Origin of the sequence: Alteromonas sp. 5E99-2 (assembly GCF_017368475.1) — a bacterium.
GTDB lineage: Bacteria > Pseudomonadota > Gammaproteobacteria > Enterobacterales > Alteromonadaceae > Alteromonas_F.
On record NZ_JAFNJE010000004.1, the window covers coordinates 144544 to 166634 of the forward strand.

General features: G+C 38.2%; 21 protein-coding genes. 5 read left to right on the forward strand and 16 right to left on the reverse strand.

Annotated features, from left to right (window positions below; all coding sequences use genetic code 11):
• The first annotated feature begins 52 nt into the window (after positions 1-52).
• Positions 53-1159, forward strand: a complete 1107-nt coding sequence (locus J3L16_RS06040; RefSeq protein ID WP_207611997.1) for an acyl-CoA reductase — start codon at positions 53-55, stop codon at positions 1157-1159.
• A gap of 23 nt (positions 1160-1182) precedes the next feature.
• Here the strand turns inward: J3L16_RS06040 and J3L16_RS06045 are convergent, their stop codons facing one another.
• The 6 genes from J3L16_RS06045 to pseB are packed head-to-tail and all read right to left on the reverse strand — an operon-like array spanning position 1183 to position 9628.
• Entirely contained in the window at positions 1183-4701 is a 3519-nt protein-coding gene (locus J3L16_RS06045) for a 6-hydroxymethylpterin diphosphokinase MptE-like protein (RefSeq protein ID WP_207611998.1), read from the reverse strand.
• A 15-nt stretch (positions 4702-4716) separates the two neighbouring features.
• The gene (gene pseG, locus J3L16_RS06050; protein ID WP_207611999.1) at positions 4717-5730 is read right to left on the reverse strand and encodes a UDP-2,4-diacetamido-2,4,6-trideoxy-beta-L-altropyranose hydrolase; all 1014 of its coding nucleotides are present in this window, start codon (positions 5728-5730) and stop codon (positions 4717-4719) included.
• Positions 5730-6782 (reverse strand): pseudaminic acid synthase, encoded by a 1053-nt coding sequence (gene pseI, locus J3L16_RS06055; RefSeq protein ID WP_207612000.1) that lies wholly within the window; start codon positions 6780-6782, stop codon positions 5730-5732. The genes pseG and pseI overlap by 1 nt, the downstream gene beginning before the upstream one ends.
• Entirely contained in the window at positions 6769-7497 is a 729-nt protein-coding gene (gene pseF / locus J3L16_RS06060) for a pseudaminic acid cytidylyltransferase (protein WP_207612001.1), read from the reverse strand. The genes pseI and pseF overlap by 14 nt, the downstream gene beginning before the upstream one ends.
• Entirely contained in the window at positions 7494-8636 is a 1143-nt protein-coding gene (pseC, locus tag J3L16_RS06065) for a UDP-4-amino-4,6-dideoxy-N-acetyl-beta-L-altrosamine transaminase (RefSeq protein ID WP_207612002.1), read from the reverse strand. Before pseC ends, pseF begins: the two co-directional genes overlap by 4 nt.
• Positions 8633-9628: a UDP-N-acetylglucosamine 4,6-dehydratase (inverting) gene (gene pseB / locus J3L16_RS06070; protein ID WP_207612003.1), complete on the reverse strand. Its 996-nt coding sequence runs from the start codon at positions 9626-9628 to the stop codon at positions 8633-8635. Before pseB ends, pseC begins: the two co-directional genes overlap by 4 nt.
• A gap of 186 nt (positions 9629-9814) precedes the next feature.
• Between pseB and J3L16_RS06075 the strand changes: the two genes are divergently transcribed.
• Genes J3L16_RS06075 through J3L16_RS06085 form a run of 3 tightly spaced genes read left to right on the forward strand, consistent with a single transcriptional unit; the run spans position 9815 to position 11814 of the window.
• Positions 9815-10273 carry an FdtA/QdtA family cupin domain-containing protein gene (locus J3L16_RS06075; protein ID WP_242698695.1) on the forward strand — a complete coding sequence of 153 codons (459 nt, stop codon included), beginning with the start codon at positions 9815-9817 and terminating at the stop codon, positions 10271-10273.
• Entirely contained in the window at positions 10254-10712 is a 459-nt protein-coding gene (locus J3L16_RS06080; RefSeq protein ID WP_242698696.1) for an acyltransferase, read from the forward strand. The genes J3L16_RS06075 and J3L16_RS06080 overlap by 20 nt, the downstream gene beginning before the upstream one ends.
• Position 10713: 1 nt before the next feature.
• Complete coding sequence (locus J3L16_RS06085; RefSeq protein ID WP_207612004.1) at positions 10714-11814, forward strand: DegT/DnrJ/EryC1/StrS family aminotransferase; 1101 nt, start codon at positions 10714-10716, stop codon at positions 11812-11814.
• Between the two features lie 282 nt (positions 11815-12096).
• Here J3L16_RS06085 and J3L16_RS06090 read toward each other — a convergent pair.
• A protein-coding gene (locus tag J3L16_RS06090; RefSeq protein ID WP_347564644.1) for an IS3 family transposase occupies positions 12097-13196 on the reverse strand; the annotation gives its coding sequence in 2 pieces (ribosomal slippage) (positions 12097-12971 and positions 12971-13196; 1101 coding nt in all).
• Between the two features lie 121 nt (positions 13197-13317).
• Between J3L16_RS06090 and J3L16_RS16415 the strand changes: the two genes are divergently transcribed.
• Positions 13318-13452 carry a hypothetical protein gene (locus J3L16_RS16415; protein ID WP_278252789.1) on the forward strand — a complete coding sequence of 45 codons (135 nt, stop codon included), beginning with the start codon at positions 13318-13320 and terminating at the stop codon, positions 13450-13452.
• Here J3L16_RS16415 and J3L16_RS06095 read toward each other — a convergent pair.
• From J3L16_RS06095 to J3L16_RS06135, 9 genes are all read right to left on the reverse strand, one after another.
• The gene (locus J3L16_RS06095; protein ID WP_207612005.1) at positions 13449-15008 is read right to left on the reverse strand and encodes a glycosyltransferase family 61 protein; all 1560 of its coding nucleotides are present in this window, start codon (positions 15006-15008) and stop codon (positions 13449-13451) included. The genes J3L16_RS16415 and J3L16_RS06095 overlap by 4 nt on opposite strands.
• A gap of 82 nt (positions 15009-15090) precedes the next feature.
• Positions 15091-15384 carry a hypothetical protein gene (locus tag J3L16_RS06100; protein ID WP_207612006.1) on the reverse strand — a complete coding sequence of 98 codons (294 nt, stop codon included), beginning with the start codon at positions 15382-15384 and terminating at the stop codon, positions 15091-15093.
• A complete protein-coding gene (gene fliS, locus J3L16_RS06105; RefSeq protein WP_207612007.1) occupies positions 15385-15813 on the reverse strand; it encodes a flagellar export chaperone FliS in 429 nt (142 codons plus the stop codon).
• Positions 15814-15825: 12 nt separating this feature from the next.
• Entirely contained in the window at positions 15826-17268 is a 1443-nt protein-coding gene (gene fliD / locus J3L16_RS06110) for a flagellar filament capping protein FliD (RefSeq protein ID WP_207612008.1), read from the reverse strand.
• Positions 17269-17281: 13 nt separating this feature from the next.
• On the reverse strand, positions 17282-17728 hold the full coding sequence (locus J3L16_RS06115; protein ID WP_207612009.1) for a flagellar protein FlaG: 447 nt from the start codon (positions 17726-17728) through the stop codon (positions 17282-17284).
• A gap of 85 nt (positions 17729-17813) precedes the next feature.
• A complete protein-coding gene (locus J3L16_RS06120) occupies positions 17814-18638 on the reverse strand; it encodes a flagellin (RefSeq protein ID WP_207612010.1) in 825 nt (274 codons plus the stop codon).
• A 596-nt stretch (positions 18639-19234) separates the two neighbouring features.
• Positions 19235-20068 (reverse strand): flagellin, encoded by an 834-nt coding sequence (locus J3L16_RS06125; RefSeq protein ID WP_207612011.1) that lies wholly within the window; start codon positions 20066-20068, stop codon positions 19235-19237.
• 363 nt (positions 20069-20431) lie between these two features.
• The gene (locus J3L16_RS06130; RefSeq protein WP_207612012.1) at positions 20432-20761 is read right to left on the reverse strand and encodes a hypothetical protein; all 330 of its coding nucleotides are present in this window, start codon (positions 20759-20761) and stop codon (positions 20432-20434) included.
• A 377-nt stretch (positions 20762-21138) separates the two neighbouring features.
• On the reverse strand, positions 21139-21963 hold the full coding sequence (locus tag J3L16_RS06135) for a flagellin (protein WP_207612013.1): 825 nt from the start codon (positions 21961-21963) through the stop codon (positions 21139-21141).
• Positions 21964-22091 lie beyond the last annotated feature (128 nt).

Here is a 22091-nt window from a genome sequence, read left to right on the forward strand (position 1 = left end):
TAAATTCGACACAATCAGGTGGCTTTACCCCAAGGCAATAGAGCACTGCGATATGTTCGACAATGCGCCCTGCGCTGAATTTATGAGTGAAGATAGTCTGAGCTTTTTTTCCGATTTTTCGGCATTTTTACTACACCAAGAAAAGGTTAAAGAGGAACCTGTCTTAGTGTCGCTGGCATTTTGGTTACGCAGTGCCAATTTAACTCAAATTGCACAAAAATATACGAAAAATCAACATGAGCCTTTGGGTAGTGTATTTCAAATCGCGCCGAACAATATCGACACCTTATTTTTTTACAGCCTAACCCTAGGCATATTGACGGGAAACAAAGTTGTTGTTCGACTAGGTAATACCGCTTCGCCTATTGCGTCTTTACTCATTGAACAATTTATAGAGTATTGTGCCAAATCACATTATCAAGCTGCTAACCGCCTTGCCTTAGTTTCATACCCTCGAAACGACGATATCTCTGGGAGCCTTGTGGCCCATGCTGATGGCATTGTCGTTTGGGGAGGGGATGCTACGGTAAATCATTTCAAAACATTGAAAACTAAAAACAGCTGTAAAAATCTATATTTTCCAGACAGGTATTCCATTGCTTTACTTGGCGAGATAGCCAAATCTGATATTCAAAAAGCAGCGAAAGGTTTTATTACCGATGTACAAAGCTTTTCTCAACAAGCTTGTGCGTCGCCTAGAGTTGTTGTTTGGTTGCCAAATGTAACGACCAGAACCAAACAACTGTTCTGGTCTGTGGTTAATGAACATTGGGGAAATACCCAACTTACCACAGCAGAACAGGTAGACCGGCAGGTTTATATTCAATACCTTGTAATGCGTGGACAAACCCAAGCATTAAGTTCGTTCGATGATTTTGATGTGATTGATGTATCTCATATACAACAACAAGACATCGAACTACATTGTGGTAATTATATATTTGTACAAAACCACCTTTCATCTTTGCATGACCTAAATGCGTTACTGCAACCTAAACTACAAGGCATTAGCTATTATTCTGTATCAGATGAAGAACGGCTAGAAGTGCAAAGTTTAGCAGGCGGCGAACACATTCGCCGCTGGTCTTTGCTAGGACAAAGCTTACAGTTTTCTCATGTTTGGGATGGGGTGGATATGGTTAGTGAACTAAGCAACTAAATTGCTATATTCACAACATGTTGCTAATCGGATTTAATCGTCCACTGATAGGCATTTTCATCATGAAAACAATTCACATGACCTTGCAACTTTTCATCAGATAGTAAATGAATAATAACCAAATCTCGTTGGCTATATTCAATAGGCGCAGGTTTAGCAAAGCTCCCCAATATATCAACATAATTATTGGGGAGCTTTGCGTTAAAACAGCAGTAATCGGGAAAAACATAAAATTGAGGTAATACCTCACCTAAATTTTCAATCAAATTCAAAGTTTGATTCTTTATTAACTCCAATGTCGCCTTTGTAGAATAAAGTAATTTTGGAACATATATGGCGCCATCTAATTCACCATTTATAACTTTAGGGACTAACTTTAAGGTATTTGCATCATAGTGTAGAGGTGCTGTCCCGTTGTAAAAATCGTCTAGCGAATCCTTGGACTTGGTATGAAAAGGGCTTATCAGCAAGTTTATCCTATGTGCAGGCAGAGCTGCTTTTAACCGTTTGAAAATGTGAATATCAACATCAACAATTAGGACATCTTTGGGTTCATTTTGTCGACTAAGCGTATATACAATTTTGTCAAAGATGTTTTCATTATTTATGATAAAAACAAAACTTGAATACTCGCTAAATTCATCACTAGAAAAGTGAAAGTTCATATTTTTAGTTTTGAATTCACTTATACTTTCCAAAAGGTAAGGACAATTTGTAATGTTCAAATTGACATAAACCTCTACAGATTTTAAATAACTATGTGCGATTATCTTTTCTCGATGAAAACCGAAAGAGTGAATAAAGTCAAACTCAGAAGCATAATTAGCATACTCAATTTTCACTTTACATAAAAAACGTCGCCATGCACTAATCAAAGAGATTTCTAACCCAAAATCTGACTCTGGCAATTGAGAGAATTTTGAAAAGACACTCAATGCATAATTATTAGAACCGTAAAACAAATAGAATGATAGTGAGTTATTGTTATAGAAATCGATTAATAGTTGTTTCTGTTTCAATATAAATGTGTCTATAGTAATGTCTCTTGCCTCAAGACTAGACAAAAGAGTTAATAACAATTCAATATCTTGCTCTACTTTCTCTAAACTAAAATGGCTTAAAATATCTTTTGAATCCACCTGCTTAAGAAGGTTTTTAGATTGATAAAAAGCATGTTCTTTTAACGTGTCCAAAACAACACTTTTATCCAATTTAATTTCTGGTAGCGTTAATTCATCAGAACGTATCGGCTTAGCGCCTTCGATTAGCGCTCCGTGGCTACAATTGAAACACTCTACGCCCTCATTGCTAAGTAAGCTTTCCATACAATTCTTAGATAACTTAAACTCGTACTTCGTTTTTAAAAAGCCACCGAAATTTCCAGGAACAAAAATATTCAATTGATTACTTTTAGCATAGTCATAAACTTCTTGACCTTTTTCATTATAGTATTGAGAGTGACTTGAGTGATGCTCAGTATCCGATAAAAAGGCTAAATCCACACCAAATAAAAAGATATTTTTTAACTTCAATTTGATAATTGCGTTCAAAGCTAAATTAGAAACTGTGGGATACGCATTTTCTAAAATTTCGGCAACATTGCGGCCTATCGCTAGTTCTGTTACTTCTGTTGACGATTCTCCCTGCTTTAAACACATGAAAACATCTTTAAAAAGTTCGGTAACGTGGGGGTGAATACCATTACAAGACAACAATATCGTTTCAGCTAACAACGGTTTGCAATCGGCCCTCTGTAACCAATCATACGTAGAACGGTTTTGTTCTATTTCTACGTGAATATCAGGTTTAATATTAAACTTCGCTAACGTACCAATAGAAGTACCACAAGAAACAATAATAACCCGTTCTTGAACCGAACTTATGTAGTCTATTTCTTTGTCTAATGAAGGACCATTGCCAACAATAAACACAGGGGTTTCATCAAAGGTACCTGGATATGTTATATCCGACTCTGTTCGTTGTACAAAGCACTCATTTTTCAGTACATGACGAGTATGCTCTATACCGTAACGCACATGATCAAAGTATTCACCCGCACTGACTACGACCTGTAACTGTTCTCGCAATGAACTGATTCGATCAGCAAAGTCTCTTCTCGAATAAGCTTGATAAAAATAAGTATCTTGCAATACATAAGGACCAATTGCATGAAACTGATGTATTAAATCTGAATATAAATGACTACCATCATCGCCAATATTAAAATACAAGCGGGCTTGCCTATGGTTAAAGTCATCTAATATAGGTTTAAAGTCTATAGCGAATAAAGCAGCATAAAAAAAGTCAGGTTCAGGTTCACAAACTAGAAGAGCATCAATTGTATGTTCAGCTAATAATTCATCTAGATGATAACCATTAACTATACCAAACAAAATTAATGACTTGATATCACTAGGCAAAGTCGAAACTTTGTCATCTAACTGCTCAATTATCACGCCAACTTCATCAACAAACTGATAATGCAAATAGGGGAGCAATTTAGTCCCGTTGTAACCAAGTACCAAACCATCTTTATTGGGGTACTGAGCAAAATTATTGTAATTAGATTTTCCGGCATCACGTGGCAATTCTGAGCAAAAATAAAGTCCTGTTTCTATGTGTCTTAGTGCTACTTCATTTTCTTTAGATTCCACAACTTCCCAGCGCTGTGACTTATAATTTTCAAACTGCAAAGCAATCTCTGAGAACGTTGCTCTGAAAGTTTCAATATTCTTTTTAAACAGTGAGTGATCTTTAGGTACAACTTTTTCTGAGATTTCAAATTTCGGCGGAGGAGTCCAAATAGGTATGTATTGAGACCAATTTTCTCCTCGCTGCCATTCAATAGCATATTCAAAAAAGGATATAGCATTGTAAAATTTTGCGTGATCAATGATGCTTAAAAATTCAGCATTATTGTAATGCTGATAAAAATCAATGAACTTTAAACTACAGTGTTCTCTAAGCTCTTTTAAATCACTTTTTATTTTTTCCCCACTTTCACCTATTTGAAAGAATAGCGTTATACCTTTTTCTTCTGCCCGTTTTAACACAATTTGCCAATCAAGGAGAAAGCTTGAGCCCAACAAAAACTGAGTTTCTGGCTCATAGATAATTATAAATTTGCTGTTTGTCTCTTCAATCAATAAGTTAAGATGATAACCAAGACCTAACCCTAGTATAACTAGACAGGAGGAGTCCGTAACTTGTGATGATTGAGCACCATTTGCGTCCAAATATACTCGTATGGGCGCGTCCTTGAATTTGTTTACTTGACGGTGAATTTCGTCATTTGGCTCAACGCCATAGAGCACAGTACCGGTTACTCCATCGACTAAATTCCCATTTTTATTCTTGTTAAAAAAAAGGCCATAGTTTTGCCAACTACTTTGTTCAACAACTTTTTTTAATCCCGGTGCAAAACGAAAAAAAGCCCTTTTATTATCCTCAAAACGCTTTGTTAAACCAATTGCACTATGTTGCTCTATATCACTTTGCTTTTCTTCGTCAGAATAGATGTGTAAACGTATATCATCAAGCATAAGTATATTCTTCTGTCATAATTCAAATTCACCAACTAGCTTGTCGATGTTTCTTTGTTTATCGTAAAAACACGCTCTCTGTTGCATCAAAATCAATTTTTCTTTAGATTCTATGAGGCGTCTCGCAATTCTCAGAAAATCATTTTTTAGCGTCTGCTGATTACCTGAGTATTCTATAATTTCAGCCCAGCCTTGCTCATTTGACAACTTAGATGCATGCCTTTGATTACTTGCTACTACAATTAGTAATGACGGTGTATGGCAAGCTAAAAGTTCAAACTGGCTACTGCCACCGGCAGAAACTGCAAACAACGCTTGACCCCAAACCTCAGCCATGTTCTGTACATTATGCTTATGAGAAATTGAGATTTTTAGCACTTTATTCATTCTATTGATAAGTGTATTGAGATCATCTACGTATTTATAGGCAGGACCCGTCACTACACAAATAGCATAATTTAAAGGTAAACTTACTAACAGCTCTAAGAAGTACCCTGTTAGATTTTGAGTATCTGCCCCGCCTAAGCATAAGACAATGGTATTGCGTTCATCGATAGATTTAGGCTGGATTTCAGTAAATTCCCGTCTCAAAATTCGATAATTATGTCCCAAAGCGAAGCGGGTATTTAACTGTTTATTTTGATACTGATTATGATTCATTGCCGAATTAATCACTAAATCGACATGCTCAAAATCGGTATAAACTAAATCATCAAATAAAGCTACTCTTTCACATGCGTTTTTACACAACTTAAAAAAATCAGGTGGGACGTTATAAGAGTCGATTACAACCCAATCAACTACTTCATGGCTAAAGCCAGTTAATGATGACGCAGAAAAAGTCTCCGCAACTTCAACAATGTTACCTATCCAATCGCTTCTGATATTAACAAGCTCAATTGAAGGCAAGTCTAGAACAAAAGTAATTTTATGTTTTTTTGATTGCAGCGCTTGTGCAAGAGCTAAACACCGAAGTAAATGCCCCATACCGGAGCGGCTTGAACCTTCAGTAAAAAACGCAACATGCATTAGCTAATATCTTGCCATGTAAGTGCGTGACCTTTCACAAAATCACTTGCCGCTTTTCTACCCAACACATCTTCCCAATATTTAGGAGCAAGACCAAAGGCAGGCCGCACAATGCGTAGATTCTCATCAGTAAAAACATCTCCTTTTTTAACGTTTTCACTAACGTAAATAGAACGTCGATACTGTTTTGAATTCGTTTCAGCTTCAGTTCCTGCGTATACAATATCGCCTTTTGCTTCCCAAGCTCTATGAGCTTCTTCAACTAACATCTGTAACTCTTTTGGCTCCATAGAAAACGCTGCATCAACACCGCCATCGCTTCTATCAAGAACAAAGTGTTTTTCTATAACGACAGCGCCAAATACAACCGACGCAACAGCAGCTCCTATCCCTTTAGTATGATCAGATAAACCAACACTGGTTTTAAATGTCGCGCTCATATGAGGTAAGGTAGTTAAATGAGTGTTTGTTGCCTCAGCCGGATACGTACTTGTACATTTTAGTAAGATAATATCTTCGCATCCAGCTTGCTTCGCTGTCGTGACTGCTTCATCTATCTCAGCTAGCGACGCCATACCCGTAGACATAATTATTGGTTTACCGGTTTTTGCTACTTTTTTAATTAACGGAAGATGAGTCAGTTCAAACGATGCAATTTTATAGCAAGGTACATCTAATGTTTCTAAAAAATCTACGGCATCAAAGTCAAAAGGAGAGCTAAACGCTTCCAAACCAAGAGATCCAGCATAAGCAAACAACTCTTGATGCCACTCATAAGGAGTGGACGCTTTTTGATACAATGAATGCAATCGCTCGTTGAACCACAAACTCTCTTTTTCCTGTATTAAGAAATCAGGATGGTCGACATCTAAAGTCATACTATCGGCAGTATAAGTTTGCAATTTGATGGCATGAGCACCAGCATTTGCAGCTTCTTCAATCATACGCTTAGCCAACGATAGATTCTGCTGATGATTGCCACTGAGCTCAGCAATAATAAAAGGCGCATGATTTAGTCCTATAAGACTATTACCAATTTTAATCTCTTTCATATTGGCTCTTATTGTATTTTGATTTTATATACGCTTCGTACATAAGCTCTGCTTTAGTCCAATCTTCATATGTGTCGATGTCTTGCACCAGATATCTTGGTAATACAACGGGAATACTATGTTCGGAAAACATCGCTAATTTGTTTAACCAAGCCGAAGTGCTTCCCCAATAAAACTGCCCAGCGTCGTGGTACATTTCCGCTAAATCTTGAGAGCGACACCCCATAGCACTCGGTGTCACAGGTAACACGCCGGATCCAGATAATTTTAGAGCTCTTTGAATAGGAAAATCGAATGAAGTCACAGAAAAAGCAAACTTTGACTCATTAGTATCAGTCAATTTCTCAAAGCCTTTTTTTATCCAATCACCAGTTAGGAAAGGTGCAGTTGCGTAAATACAACATACATTGTCTACTTCACCGAAATGATTTTCGTAAAACTTTATTCCATGTTCAACAACCGGCATAGTACCTGTTTTATCATCTGCGAGGCTAGTCGGTCTTTCTATGATAACAGTAGCCCCTGACTCCTTAGCTATTTTTGCTATTTCAGAATCATCCGTAGACACAACAATAGCATCAAAAAGGGCCGTACTGATTGCAGCTTCAATGCTATATGCAATTAATGGTTTTCCAGCAAAACAACGTATATTTTTTTTAGGAATACGCTTACTTCCTCCTCTTGCAGGTATTATCGCAATGTTTTTTTTATTCATGACAGCATCTCTTTTAAAGATTGAATAATATAAGTTTGGTTATCGGCTGATAAATCAGGAAATAAAGGGAGAGTCACCGCCCGCTCAAAATAATTTTCACTCTGAGGGAATTGCCCTTGAAAGAATCCTAGTGATTGAAAGTAAGGGTGCCAATGAACGGGGATATAATGACTATTAGCCACAATTCCTTTACTTTTCAATTTGTCATAAACAAATTGTTTATCGTGCTCCAATAACTCCACCACAAACAAATGCCATGCACTACTCTCATCCCAAATAGGAAGCTTTAAAGGTAGTATACTTAATTCATCAATGTATCGTTTTGCTCGCTCTCGACGCGCCTGAATCAAGGAATCTATTCGCTGCATCTGGCTAACACCTAATACCGCGTGTACATCGCTCAAACGATAATTGTAACCAAGAAGTTGCTGTTCAAAATGAGCCGGACCGAAACTATCACTCTCAAATTCATTTGCGTTTTTTGTAATACCATGAGAAGCATATTGACGTAACTTTCGAGCTAATTTGTCGTCATTCGTTAATACGGCTCCGCCCTCGCAAGTCGTGATACTTTTTACAGGGTGGAATGAACATACGGTCATTATAGAATGGAAAGGTTTACCTAAAGCGTATTGCTTTTTATATTTGCCTCCCAAACCATGAGCGTTATCTTCTATTATCGAAAACCCATAATCTAATGAAAGTTGATAAAATGCCTCTAAATCGCACCCATGACCCGCGAAATGCACAAGCACAATAGCTTTTGGCAAACAGTTGTTTTTTTGAGATTCCGATAATTTTTCTTTTAGTAAGCTAACAGACATTTGTCTAGTGACCGGATCAATATCAACAAAGTCTATTTTAGAGCCGCAATACAAAGCACAATTTGCAGATGCAACAAATGTGTTAGGCGTTGTGTAGACAATATCACCTTTCTGCAAAGATAAAGCCAAACAAGCAATATGCAACCCAGAAGTTCCACTATTTACGGCAACAGCATGCTTTGCTCCGGTGTATTCACACAACGTTTTCTCAAACAAAGGCACTTGCTCACCTTGTGTCAGGTTACCGCACTCCAATACTCCACTTACAGCATCAATATCATCGCGGTTAACCGATTGCGCTCCATAATAAATCATAATAGTTGGTTTAAGGCTTTCAAATTATCTACTGTCAGAAAATCCGGATTTGTTCCTGAGTGATATTCAAATTTTTCAGGGACTGGAGAGCCTTTTTCCCCTGCTCTATTTTTATCGTATTTTATATTTTTGTCGAAAAAAGTAATGGCTGGCGTAATAACATAATGATCATCAAACTCAAATGTGTGTCTTGCCATTTCTTCTGGCACCATTATTTCGTGCATTTTTTCTCCGGGCCGAATACCCACTTTTTCGTATTCACGAGAGCCACTCATTGCTTCAACTAAATCAATAATATGCACAGACGGTATTTTAGGAACATAGATTTCCCCTCCTTGCATACGCTCGAAGGTTTTGATGACAAATTCAACACCTTCGCTAAGTGGAATCCAAAAGCGCGTCATTTCGGGGTGAGTAACAGGAAGTACAGTTTCTCCTTTACTTATTAATGAATGGAAAAACGGTACTACCGAGCCTCGAGACCCTACTACATTTCCATATCTAACAACAGAAAACCTTGGTCCCTTCACGCCCGATATATTATTAGCTGCTACGAATAGTTTGTCAGATGCTAATTTAGTTGCACCGTACAAATTAACTGGATTTGCGGCTTTATCTGTAGACAATGCAATAACGTGTTTAACATTATTTAAAATACACGCATCAATAACATTTTGAGCACCATTGATATTCGTTTTTATACATTCATTTGGGTTGTACTCAGCTGCAGGTACTTGTTTCAATGCTGCCGCATGAATGAGAAAATCTACATCACGAGTAGCCGATTTCAAACGCTCTTTGTCTCTAACATCGCCTAAAAAATAGCGCATACACGGCTCATCAAATGACTGCTGCATTTCAAACTGTTTTAATTCATCTCGAGAATAAATTATTAGCCGTTTAGGCGAATAGGTAGAAAGTAAAGTTCGAATGAAGTGCTTACCGAAAGACCCGGTGCCACCAGTAATTAGAATTGACTTGTCGTTAAACATACTGAGCCTCTATCTAAGTTAATCGTATCAGCTTATTAATTATTCTATTTTTTGATACTGCATTATTTGTACCATAAGAGTGACGGTATATTGACAAAAATTAAAGTATTATTTTGCCGTTTGTTTAAGATTAACTAATATCCATTTTTAAGTAATTACCAAAACGGCCGATAAAAACTAAAGTGTTTGACGATAGTTAAAATTAATTGCGTTGGAGAATACAAAATCAAACTTGCTAAATTAATCGATTTTGAAATAAAAGGAGACTCACGAGGTTCCTTGATTTCGCTTGAGCAATATAAAAATGTTCCATTCGATGTGTTGCGTATATATTATATTTTCGATACTAGAACTGGAGTATCACGAGGGTTTCATGCCCATCGTCATTTGGAGCAAGTCGCTGTTTGCGTAAAAGGCCGTTGCCAATTTCATCTTGACAATGGCAAGCAGAAAGAAGAAATCGCCCTAGACTCACCAAGCGTCGGTTTATACATTGGTCATAATATATGGCGTGAAATGCATGATTTTAGTGACGATTGCGTATTATTGGTTTTAGCCAGTGATTATTATCATGAAGACGATTATATTCGTAGCTATGATGAATTTTTAACATCGGTAAAGAATAATGATTCACAAACTAAGTGACGTTGCATCTAAAGCCATTGGAAAAAACACCAATATTTGGCAATTTAGCGTTGTGTTAGAAGGTGCTATCATTGGTTTCAATTGCAATATTTGCGCCCATACATTCATCGAGAACAAAGTCTCTATGGGTAACAATGTAACCATCAAATCTGGTGTTTATTTGTGGTACGGGATAACCATAGAAGACAATATGTTCGTTGGGCCTAACGCGACATTCTCAAATGACAAATACCTTCGCTCTAAAAAATATTTAGAGCAATACCCAAAAACTATAGTGAAAAGAAATGCGTCTATTGATGCAAATGTTACAATTCTGCCTGGAATCATATTGGGCGAAAACTGTATGGTTGAGGCTGGCGCTGTAGTTACAAAAGATGTTCCTGACAATACCGTTGTTGTAAGTAATCCAGCTAGAGTTATTGAATACGTGAGCAAGTAATATGATCCCATTTTTGAACTTAAAAGAGATAAATCAAAAATATGAACAAGAGTTGAAAGATGCTTGCTCTCGAGTCATCAACTCTGGTTGGTACATTATGGGCGAGGAGCTTTTGGGTTTTGAAAAAGAGTTTTCCACGTTTTGTGGGACTAACCATACTATAGGAGTAGCCAGTGGTTTAGATGCATTATCGCTGGTACTCAGGGCATGGATAGAACTCGGAAAATTGAAAGCCGGCGACGAAGTTATTGTACAAGCAAACACATACATTGCTTCAATATTATCTATAACAGAAAATAATTTAATTCCCGTATTTGTTGATCCCGATCCCTTTAGTTTAAATCTTGACCCACACAAATTAAAAGCCGCTATCACAGAAAAAACAAAAGTCATTTTACCCGTCCACCTATACGGCCTGCTTTCCCCAATGAGTGAAATAATGGCAATAGCAAAAGATTTTAACTTACTCGTACTGGAAGATTGTGCTCAAGCACATGGGGCAAAAGAGAGTGGAAAGTTAGCAGGAAGTTGGGGTGACGCGGCTGCCTTCAGTTTTTATCCTGGTAAAAATTTAGGTGCGTTAGGGGATGGAGGAGCCATTGTTACCGATAACGATGAATTAGCCCATTTGTTGAGGGCTTTGCGCAACTACGGTTCCCACAAGAAATATGAACATTCTTACCTAGGAGTCAATAGTCGCTTAGATGAAATTCAAGCCGCTATGCTCAGAGTCAAATTAAAATACTTATCTGATGAAACCGTATCTCGTCGGGACGTTGCTTCGCGGTACTTATCAGGAATCGTAAATACAAAAATTCAATTACCACAAGATCCAATACCGCTCAGCCATGTTTGGCACCTGTTCGTTGTACAAACTGAATACCGCACTAAATTACAAGAATTTTTGAGCTCCGAAGGAATACAAACACAAATTCACTACCCAATTCCACCAAACAAACAACAAGCTTACAAAAAGTGGAGTAATTTAAGTTTACCTATTTCTGAAAAGTTGCACCAAAGAGTGCTGTCATTACCAATAGCGCCTAATTTAGAAAATGACGAAGTTGAATATATTATCAAAACAGTAAATCAATTTAGTTAACTTAGATATGTCATTTAGATTGAATGTCGATAGATTTTTAAAGATGAATATTACCCAAAACGAATCAAGATTACTGTAATGTTTGCTTTTTATGCTGACGGGTTCAACATGGAAGTATGATGATCTCTATCAAGAAATGAAGGAAAGTGACAATTTTCACCCGACGGTAGTTATCATCCCCTTAGTAACAAAAGGGGAAGAAGCTCTAATTCAAGAAATCGAATTAAGCCAGAATTATTGTGAACGCAACCACTACAACTATGTCTGTTCTGCGCAACTAAATCAGGACACTTTTCGTAAGGAACTTTGTTCATACTGTACTGGCGACAGATCACCATTAGCTGTATGGAGCCTTTCTAAGTTGTAATAGCGCATATACGCTGTCACATTATTTCTCATATGTTCACGAGTTGGCTGTGGTACTTTCAGTAACCAATCATGTTTTAAGCTGCCGAAGAAACGTTCGACAACAGCATTATCCCAACACGCACCAACATCCCCCATACACGCTCCAGCGCCGTAATTCAATAATAATCTCCGGTATTGTTTACAGGTGTATCGTGACCCTCTGTCAGAGTGAAACACCAAGCCTTTTGGTGGTTGACGTAAGTTATACGCTTTCATCATGGCTTTACTTACTAAGTCCGTGGTCATTCGTTTATCAATATGCCAACCAATGATACGGCGGGAATATAAGTCCATGACTATGGCTAGATACATCCAGCCTTCACCAGTCCTTAAATAAGTCACATCACCAGCCCACACTTGATTTGGCGCAACAGGATTAAAGTTTTGATTCAACAGATTATCTGCAACAGCATCACTGTGTTTGCATTTGGTCGTCACCTTGTAGGCAACACGTTGCGTCACAACTAGGCCAAGTGTTGCCATTAGCTTCTGAACGCCGTAATCACTCACTTGAAAGCCCTCCTCGCATAACCGTTTACGTAACTCTCGATAATCTAAGCTATTTCTGCTTTGTTCGAAGATAACTTTGGCTCTTCGATACAGATTAAGTTGCTCTGCCGTAATGAGTTTTGCAGGGCGATTAAGCCATGCGTAATAAGCACTGCGGCTTACTTTCATCATTTTACAAAGCTTCACAATAGGAAAAGCTGAAGATAACTGCTTAATCGTTTTAAAGGTTACTTGGTTTCCTTTAACAGGCGGGCGCTGGCCTTTTTTAATATCTCTTTCTCTATCCTTAGCTCTTTATTTTCCTTGCGCAGCTTTAGGAGCTCAGCTCGTTCATCTGCATTTAGGCTAGTGCCTGAATGCTCAGCTTCAACCTTGGCTCTCCAGTTATAAAGTAATTTATCTGTAATACCTAAAGATGCTGCCGCCTTAGGTACGCTGTAACCTTGCTCGGTTACCAATGCCACAGCTTATTGTTTAAATTCAGCTGTATAACTTATGTTTGTTCGTTTTGTCATTTAACACCTCGATAATTGGATTATATTCCATTATTAAAATGTCCTGTTTGATTAAAGCAGAATAATTTATTTGCAAGGTGATAGAGTTGGAAACAATCCGTTTTTATTTGAAATGAACTCAATGGAATCTACCGATGTAGACTGGGAAGAAGATTTTACTATTGCAGAAATACTATACAAACACTCTCTAAGCCAGAAACTCTAATCGAGTCTAGCCAGAGTATTAACCACCCACTTCTCAATTTTTTCGCAATTGATGTCATATGGAGCAATATACATACCTCGGGTGTCAGCGGTACCCGCTTTATATGTAATGAAGTCAAGTTTAATACCCAAATGCTCAGCCAACGACGAATAGCCTGAAAAATCACCTGCCTCTTCGGCTATCCAAGTCAAACATCGTATCCCCGAATTTGCGAAAATCAAATTAGTCCAAGCAGCGCCTGTTGGACCTATAATAATCTCTGCTTGCTGCATTACTTCGACCTGCTCTTCAAAAGTAAGGTCTTCCAAATAAACTGGCTTAAAGCCATATTTATCGAGAATAGAAATTACCTCATCTTGGTTGAAACTCCTAATATATGGCTTGCGAGCAAAAAACACTCTTTTTTGCTGAGACTCATTCGTTTTTTTTGCTCGTCCTTTTAACGCTACCAATTTTAAGAAACGAAGTGAACTTGAGCTTATATAACAATTAGTAGCATCGCAAACTTCACCTATTTTTAAATTCGGTGCGATATAATTAGGAGGAGTAATATAAATAAGTTCATTCACCTGATACTGACTCGTACTTTCCAACCATATAACGTCATTTTTAATCTTAAAAAGAGAGAAAAAAGAACTGATCGATGGTATTTCCTGAACATTTTTAGAAATAAGAATAGGAAAATTCACAAACTCACATGGTAATTTACTAAGATATTGAAGTTTACTTAATACTTCTAATACCCAATGATAATAATTAGTATCACTGGATCCAGTAATTGCTATGCCTCTTTGAATTTGTTTTGGTTTTCCTTTTCTCAATATCACTTTATTACTACCGTGAGTTACAATGTTTCCACCAGAGTAATCTGCACAATGATCTCTCAAGCTAGGGACTCTGGTCATTACAGTGGTGTTATTATCAAACGAAATCGCACTATTTGTAGGAGATATAGTAGCCTGTTTAAAAAAATACGCCGATACACTTGGGAGATATATCTGCTTTATTTGAGATTTTGAGTCTAAGAAATTAGGAGTAAAAGAAAACCCCTTATGTTTAGCTATAAATTCTTTAACTTTATTCATTTCTAATTGATCTAACCATAAAATATCATTGGTTAAATAGCATCGAAAATCTATCACAAAGAGTTTAACTAAATATAAAAGGCAGCTAGATAGCAGGTTCTTGTGATTACATATATAGTTTGTTAATGCACTTATAAGATGATGTTTATAATGGTGACGTGGTGATAAACTTACGTCATGATACAAGCTAATTTTATGCTCTGGTACGCTCAACTCGCCTGTCAATTGCTTATGTATTTCCTTATAAGAATCACTTGCAATAATTATAGTATCAAACATTTTTTCTCCGATCTCCTTAGGATCAAAAACGGGTTTTCCACAAAATCTTGTCCCATGTTTGTTACTATTGTTGTCTAAAAATCCAAGAACCTTATATTGGCTTTGGATAGAATCAAAAAGATATTTCCCTCCAGCTCCTGTACCAAAAATAAATACTTTTTTTTTCTTTTTCGAAAATTGTAAGTTCAACATCCTCATACTAGCCTTTCCATTCTAAATATCATATTTATAGTAATTAGCGGGTCCACTACTTTGGAGAGACTATTAAAATATCTTACTTATATTTTGCTGTTTTTTTACGCGCGGATATAAATTTAGCCAGCTCATTTTTTGAGGAAGAAAAATGCGTCTGTATTTCAGTTTCAAACTTTTTTTGAGTAACTAACTCTTTACTAGCGAAGTCCTTTTTATCAACATCATCCAATAGATTCATATACCGATTTATCAATTCATCTCTTAATGCCATAAATTTATCTAGAGCATGAAAATCGACTTCTTGTTCTAACAATACAGAAGAAATTGAATTATTAGTTTGTATTAACTCATCTAACGTTGAATCTGCTATCACTTAAACAACCTCATTGTTCTGCAATTTCATTTGATAAGCATCATCTTTCGCTGATTGAGGAATTTGCACCCATGCGTCACGGATAGGGCTAAATAAATGAATAACTTCATCTATTGGCTCTAGACTATTTTCAATATGAGCTTTACCTATTTGATCTATCATGTAGTCATACAAAGAATAAAGGTTTTGAGATAATTCTCCACCGACCTCTAAATCAATAGTATCTCGTAAATTCATAAAAATAGCGGTCACTCTAGAAAGCAACTCGGATTTTGATTCAAATTCTTTTCTTTCTATCGCACCTTTAGCATAAGCAAGTCTATCAAGTGCGCCTTGCATTAACATTAATGTTAAGCGGTGAGGATCTGCGTTGGCAATATCTTGTTTTAAATTGCCTTTCTTATAGGCATTTATTCCTGTTAATCGCATGTTATGCCTCTATTAGCCAAGCGCACTTAACAATGCAGCACCTGTACTATTCAAACTAGATACAGTTTGATCTAGATTTAAATACCGATCCCGTAAAATCTGCTCAGTATTTAAAAGTCTCAACTCTAACGCTTCTCGTTCGTCAAACAAGTTATCTCGCTCTTGAAGGGCACTGTCTTCTCTCGAATCAATCAGCCCTCCAGCTTGAGTATAGGATTCTAAAACTTGTAAAAGGCGAGTCGCTATTCCTTCGTCCTCATCAGTAAATAGTGCAGCGATATCGTCAAAATTGTCGTCTAACGCATCTTGCAGTCTATCTTCTCCCGTACCTAAACCAAAATCGGTGTTGCCTATTTCCAACTCACCATCTGAATTTAATTCAATTCCCAGCTGAAACAAATTTCCCAATCCCGAAGAGGCAACATTTTCACTTACGATATTCGCTAATGATGTTTGCAAACCACGTAATAAAGAGTCTCCGGCTAATGCCCCATCATCTTCTAATTCTGACTCGCCAAAACGAGACAATGTTTGGATTTCACCAATCAAACTATTGTAATTATCGACAAAATCTCTAACTCTGGTCTCAAGCCCTTCCTGATCAAAGCCGACAGTTAAACTTGAAGTAACACGGGTTACGCCATCAGCTTCAAATTCAGAAACGCTCTCAACTTCAAAAGTAACACTTTGAATAGTATTAGCAAATTCGTTAGACCCGCTTTGAACTTCTAATCCATCAACAAAAGCAATGGCATTTTGCGCATTTTCTGTTGCAGTAAGAAAAGCCGTCGTTTCAGAGGAGTCTGTGGTTGCTATTCTTTCTAAATCAGAGAGATCATCATCATTGACGATAACTAAGTCATTTCCGTCTCCCGTTACATCAGAAGTAATAACAAGCCGAGCACCTGCAGCCGTGCCTGTGTCAATAATATTGGCCGTGACGCCAAAATTGCCTTCAGCGTTGTTAATTTGTTCTCGTAATTGAGCTAATGTTGTTCCTGCAGTTAAATCGATTGAAAATGAATCTCCACTACCATCAACTTTAAAGGTAAGAGAACCATCTCCCGATGATAAAACAGCGTCAGAAGAGTCGGTAAAAGCACCGTCATCTGTAATTAATCGACTTCCAGTCGCAAGCTGCTCAACTTGAATATCATAGGTACCACTTAAAGCACTGTTAGCTGCTTCCGCGGTAAAAATAGCGTCTTCAGAATCAGGAGTAGAAACGGTCGTTTCACGTCCATTTAAATCCGTACTGTTCTCAAGGTCTTCAACTGCATCTTGAAAATCAGACAAACGAGAAGTTAATTGACCTAAAGCAGAAATTTCAGCCTCATTGGTCTCTTCTCTTGCATTAATCGAATTTTCTCTTGGCTCACGCTGCGCAGATACAAGCTGAGTAACCAAACTTTCTAGATCTAAACCTGAACCTACACCCAAAGATGAAATTGACATACTATCTACCTTTTTAAACTTGTCGGTTGATTAACACCCCTACACTACTTCCAATATCGTCTTGTAAAGACTGAATACGGTCAGCGAGTTCCAATACTTCTTCTGAAGGTATCTGTCGGATAACATCACCAGAACTGGAATCTCTCACTGTTACTATAGCGCGTTCTGTTTCATCATCCACCGAAAATGCTAAGTTACGGGATTGGCCTTGTACAAAAGATTCAACTTCTTCCACTGCTTCCTGTAACGCTTCATTATTACTTTCGCTATCTAAGTTATCGGCACCCGTTGAGCTTTCTTGAGTATCAGACGTAACATTAACTCGTGTATTATCAGTACGCAACGGTATTTCTGTATTTACATTTGTACTCTGCTCATCAGTTTGCGGTGACGATGTTCTCTCCACTGTAACATTAGATGCAGCAATATTTTGACCAACTTGTAATGAATTAATTGTCATGATCTACCTCCTTAAGTAGAAACGACAAAACGGGCTCTGTTTTCACAGACGCCCGTTGTCTTTAATAAAAACTAAACTCGCTTCGTTAGCCGAGAAGAGACAACGCAGTCTGTGGACGTTGGTTCGCTTGGCTTAACACAGAAACAGATGCTTGTTGAATAATCTGATTTCGAGTCAACTCTGCCGTTTCTGTCGCAAAATCAGTATCTCTTACCTGCGCTCGTGCACCGGATAAGTTTTCTGAAATATTCGAAAGGTTACGGATAGTCGACTGAAAACGGTTTTGTAAAGCACCTAATTCAGCTCGAGTTCCACCAATAGAAGATATCGCACCGTCGATTGCAGTTAATGCAGCAGATGCACCTGCAGCCGTTGAAACATCTGCAGTATTAACACCAAGCCCAGTAGGACCAAAACCATTCGTTGACGACAAGTTAACACTGATGGTTTGTCCTGCATTGGCTCCAACTAAGAAAGATGCTGAAAAACCGCCATCTAATAAGTTAACGCCACCAAATTCAGTGGTTTCAGCAATTCGAGAAATTTCAGCTTGAAGCTGGACAACTTCTTCCTGTAACGCAGTTCTATCAGCACTGCTGTTAATCCCATTTTGTGATTGAACAGCCAAAGTACGAATACGCTGTAAACTGGTTGTAACTTCACCAAGTGCGCCTTCAGCAGTTTGTGATAGTGAAATAGCATCGTTTGCATTACGAACCGACTGATTCAAACCTTGGATTTGAGATGTCAAACGATCTGAAATCTGAAGACCTGCCGCATCATCAGCTGCACTATTGATACGAAAGCCTGAAGAAAGACGTTCGAAAGACGTATTTAGACGCTCACCCACATCAAATAATTGACGTTGGGCGTTAAGCGCCGATGTATTAGTATTTACAAATAAAGACATAACCTACCTCCTGGGCCTTAGCAAACTATTTGCTGGCTCAAAAATTTTCGTTATTTAGGTTCACTACGCCTAAACAACAACCTCATAATTAAATTTCCTCTCAACTATGGGTATCGACTGGTTCAGTAGGTTCTTTAGTTTTTTTTTCGCTTTTTTTAAAAAAAGATGAAAACATTTCATAACCCCATGTTTAAAATAGATTTTTTATTTAAATAAAAATCAAATGATAAAATAAGGTGGCGTCGGGATGGTTTTGTGACAAGTTGGCACGAGGTGTGCTTTAGTATTATCAAGTAACGCTGAATTAATCGGATGTTTGACACTGGCATAAAAAAGGCCGGGTCATACAACCCGGCCAGCTTGCTCACGTTAGGAGATTGGAGCAAATCAGTTTCAGTCGGCTTTCAGAATTAGTAGATATATACTGGCCTCTCAACCATAACTTCTACACCTTCAGTTCTGTAAGTCGGCGTTTTATTAAAAGTAGTGGCCCTTTGAGCTTATTGCAAGCCCAAGGGCCGCCTTCCTTGGCTAGGGTTGGCCTCTCAGTTCCACCCTCAGTGGTATTTCTTAACTATTTTTCTTACTTCTTCCTATTATCCCAATAATGATAACGCAGCTTGCGGTCTCTGGTTTGCCTGAGCGAGCACTGTTGTACTTGCTTGCTGAATTATCTGGAAGCGGGTAAGTTCTGCCGTTTCTGTGGCAAAATCTGTATCTCTAATTCGAGACCTTGCCGCAGAGGCATTTTCAGAAATATTACTCAGATTTCGAATTGTCGATTGGAATCTATTTTGCAATGCACCTAATTCTGCCCGTACACCACCGATAGCAGAAATAGCACTATCAACAATGCCTAATGTTGTTGATGCAGCAGCCTCAGTCAGTACATCTACGGGCGTACCATTGGACAATCCAGAGAATCCAAAGCTTGCACCACTTGCGCTAGACAAATTAACGCTGATTGTTTGCCCTGCATTGGCGCCAACCAAAAATGAAGAAGAGAATCGCCCGTTTAACACATCAACCCCACCAAACTGTGTGGTAGCGGCTATCCGCGACACTTCAGCTTGCAGCTGAGCGACTTCTTGTTGAAGTGCCACTCTGTCCGCAGAAGAGTTAATACCATTTTGCGATTGAATAGCCAAAACACGAATACGCTGCAGTGCTGTTGTAGTTTCAGATAACGCACCTTCAGCTACTTGAGCCAAGGAAATTGCATCATTTGCATTTCGTACTGCTTGATTCAAACCTGAAACTTGCGATGTAATCCTGTCTGATATTTGCAGACCGGCGGCATCATCTGCTGCACTGTTAATTCTAAAACCTGAAGACAGTCGCTCAAAGGCAGTGTCTAAGCCAACTCCAGAGTTAAAAAGTTGACGCTGTGTATTTAAAGATGAAACATTAGTATTTACGAAAAGACCCATTATATTTCTCCTAACTATTTAATAAAAAACGTGTTATTGATTTTATTATTCACGTTATGGTTTTTAATCAACGAGTTGGCATAATCCATGCTTCTCTCAATGTGTCAGGAAATTCCTGACACTTTTACACGGCCTAGCCATGAAAAAGTATAATGCTGACGGCGGGTCTGGCGTACCAGACCTCATACCTCTCACTACCTCCTGGCGTCTTATCCGTCAGTCAGCAGTTCAAGCTCCACATGACACTTTCTCGCTCGTTGCCTTACAAATTCTTATTTATTTACGTTTCTGTAGTACGCTAAGTAAACACTTAGGCTGTTAACCTGCCTGCTCTAATACTGGCGTACTTGCCTATTAGATAATTTAGAATCGACTAAATCGTGCCGCTTCTATGGCAAAGCCTGTATTTTTACTTCGATAGCTTGCCGTTGACGCATTTTCAAACACAGTGTTTAAAACACCGCTTCGAGCAAGTTGAGGTGTGATCAAAATACGACTAACTTGATTAAATCTTCGTACTTTCGATGCGAGCTTAACTAAAAAAAACCTCGTATCTACTTTGTCGTATCTTGCACTTTTGGTTGTAAAGGATGACGAAAGACATGTAAACGCAGCCGTCAAACTCACTTTGGGAAAGAATAATTGTCGTTGTATATTTAAAAACAACGTATTTTTACTAACAAATAAACTCATTGTAATCTCCTAACGATTTTCTAAATCAGGCATATTTATTATTATTATTTGCCTAGTATGCCATTGATATTTTTATTATTAGTTCAATGACTAAGGGAATTTTCCCTTGGGTAACCGGCTTGTTTTTATTGTTCCGATTCCCTTTGATTTAGTTATCGTGCAGATACGAGAAATCCTTTAGCATTTTTTTCACTAAATTATTAAGCTTTTGTTTATAAAGGATTTTTAAATGGGTTTATTTTCTAAAATTAAAAAGGCTGAGGCAATACTGCCCCAGCCAACCGCTCTACGTTAGGAGATATTGAGCGAAAATCGTTTATCCGACCTCTCATTACCCACTCCTGGCGTCATCAGATAGCGATAGCTCACTACCTAATTTAACCTAGAAGGGAAAGGGCGGCCTGTGGTCTCTGATTTGCCTGAGCCAACACAGTTGTACTTGCTTGTTGAATAATCTGGTTACGAGTCAACTCAGCGGTTTCCGTCGCAAAGTCAGTGTCTCTAACTTGCGAACGTGCACCTGACAAGTTTTCAGATATATTACTTAAGTTACGAATAGTAGATTGGAAACGGTTTTGCAACGCACCCAGCTCAGCTCGCTCTCCACCGATAGCAGAGATAGCAGCATCTACTGCCGCAAGTGCAGCCGAAGCACCAGCCGTTGATTCAACAGTTAACGTATCAACTCCAAGGCCTGCTGGGCTAAATCCATCAGTTCTAGATAAATTGACACTGATGGTTTGTCCTGCATTGGCTCCCACTAAGAAAGACGCTGAAAAACCGCCATCTAACAAGTTAACACCACCAAATTGCGTTGTTTCTGCAATTCGGGATAACTCAGCTTGTAATTGCACAACTTCTTCTTGCAGTGCTGTTCTATCTGCTGAAGAGTTGATACCGTTTTGCGATTGTACTGCTAGAGTACGGATTCTTTGTAGTGCCGTAGTACTTTCTTGCAACGCACCTTCCGCAGTTTGCGAAAGAGAAATTGCATCGTTAGCATTACGAACGGCTTGATTAAGACCTTGAATTTGCGACGTTAAGCGGTCAGATATTTGTAAACCAGCTGCATCATCTGCTGCACTGTTAATACGAAAACCAGACGACAAACGCTCGAATGATGTATTTAATCTATCACCCACATCAAACAACTGACGCTGGGCATTTAACGCGGACACATTGGTATTGACGAATAAACTCATGGGATTCCCCTACACTTTCAGTCCAGCACAAGCTGGCCGTCGGATTTTCCGACTTACTTTCAAATTTAGTAGACCATCAATCTCTAAAATGATGACTGATGAACTGGCTCTCACATTGGTTATCGTCG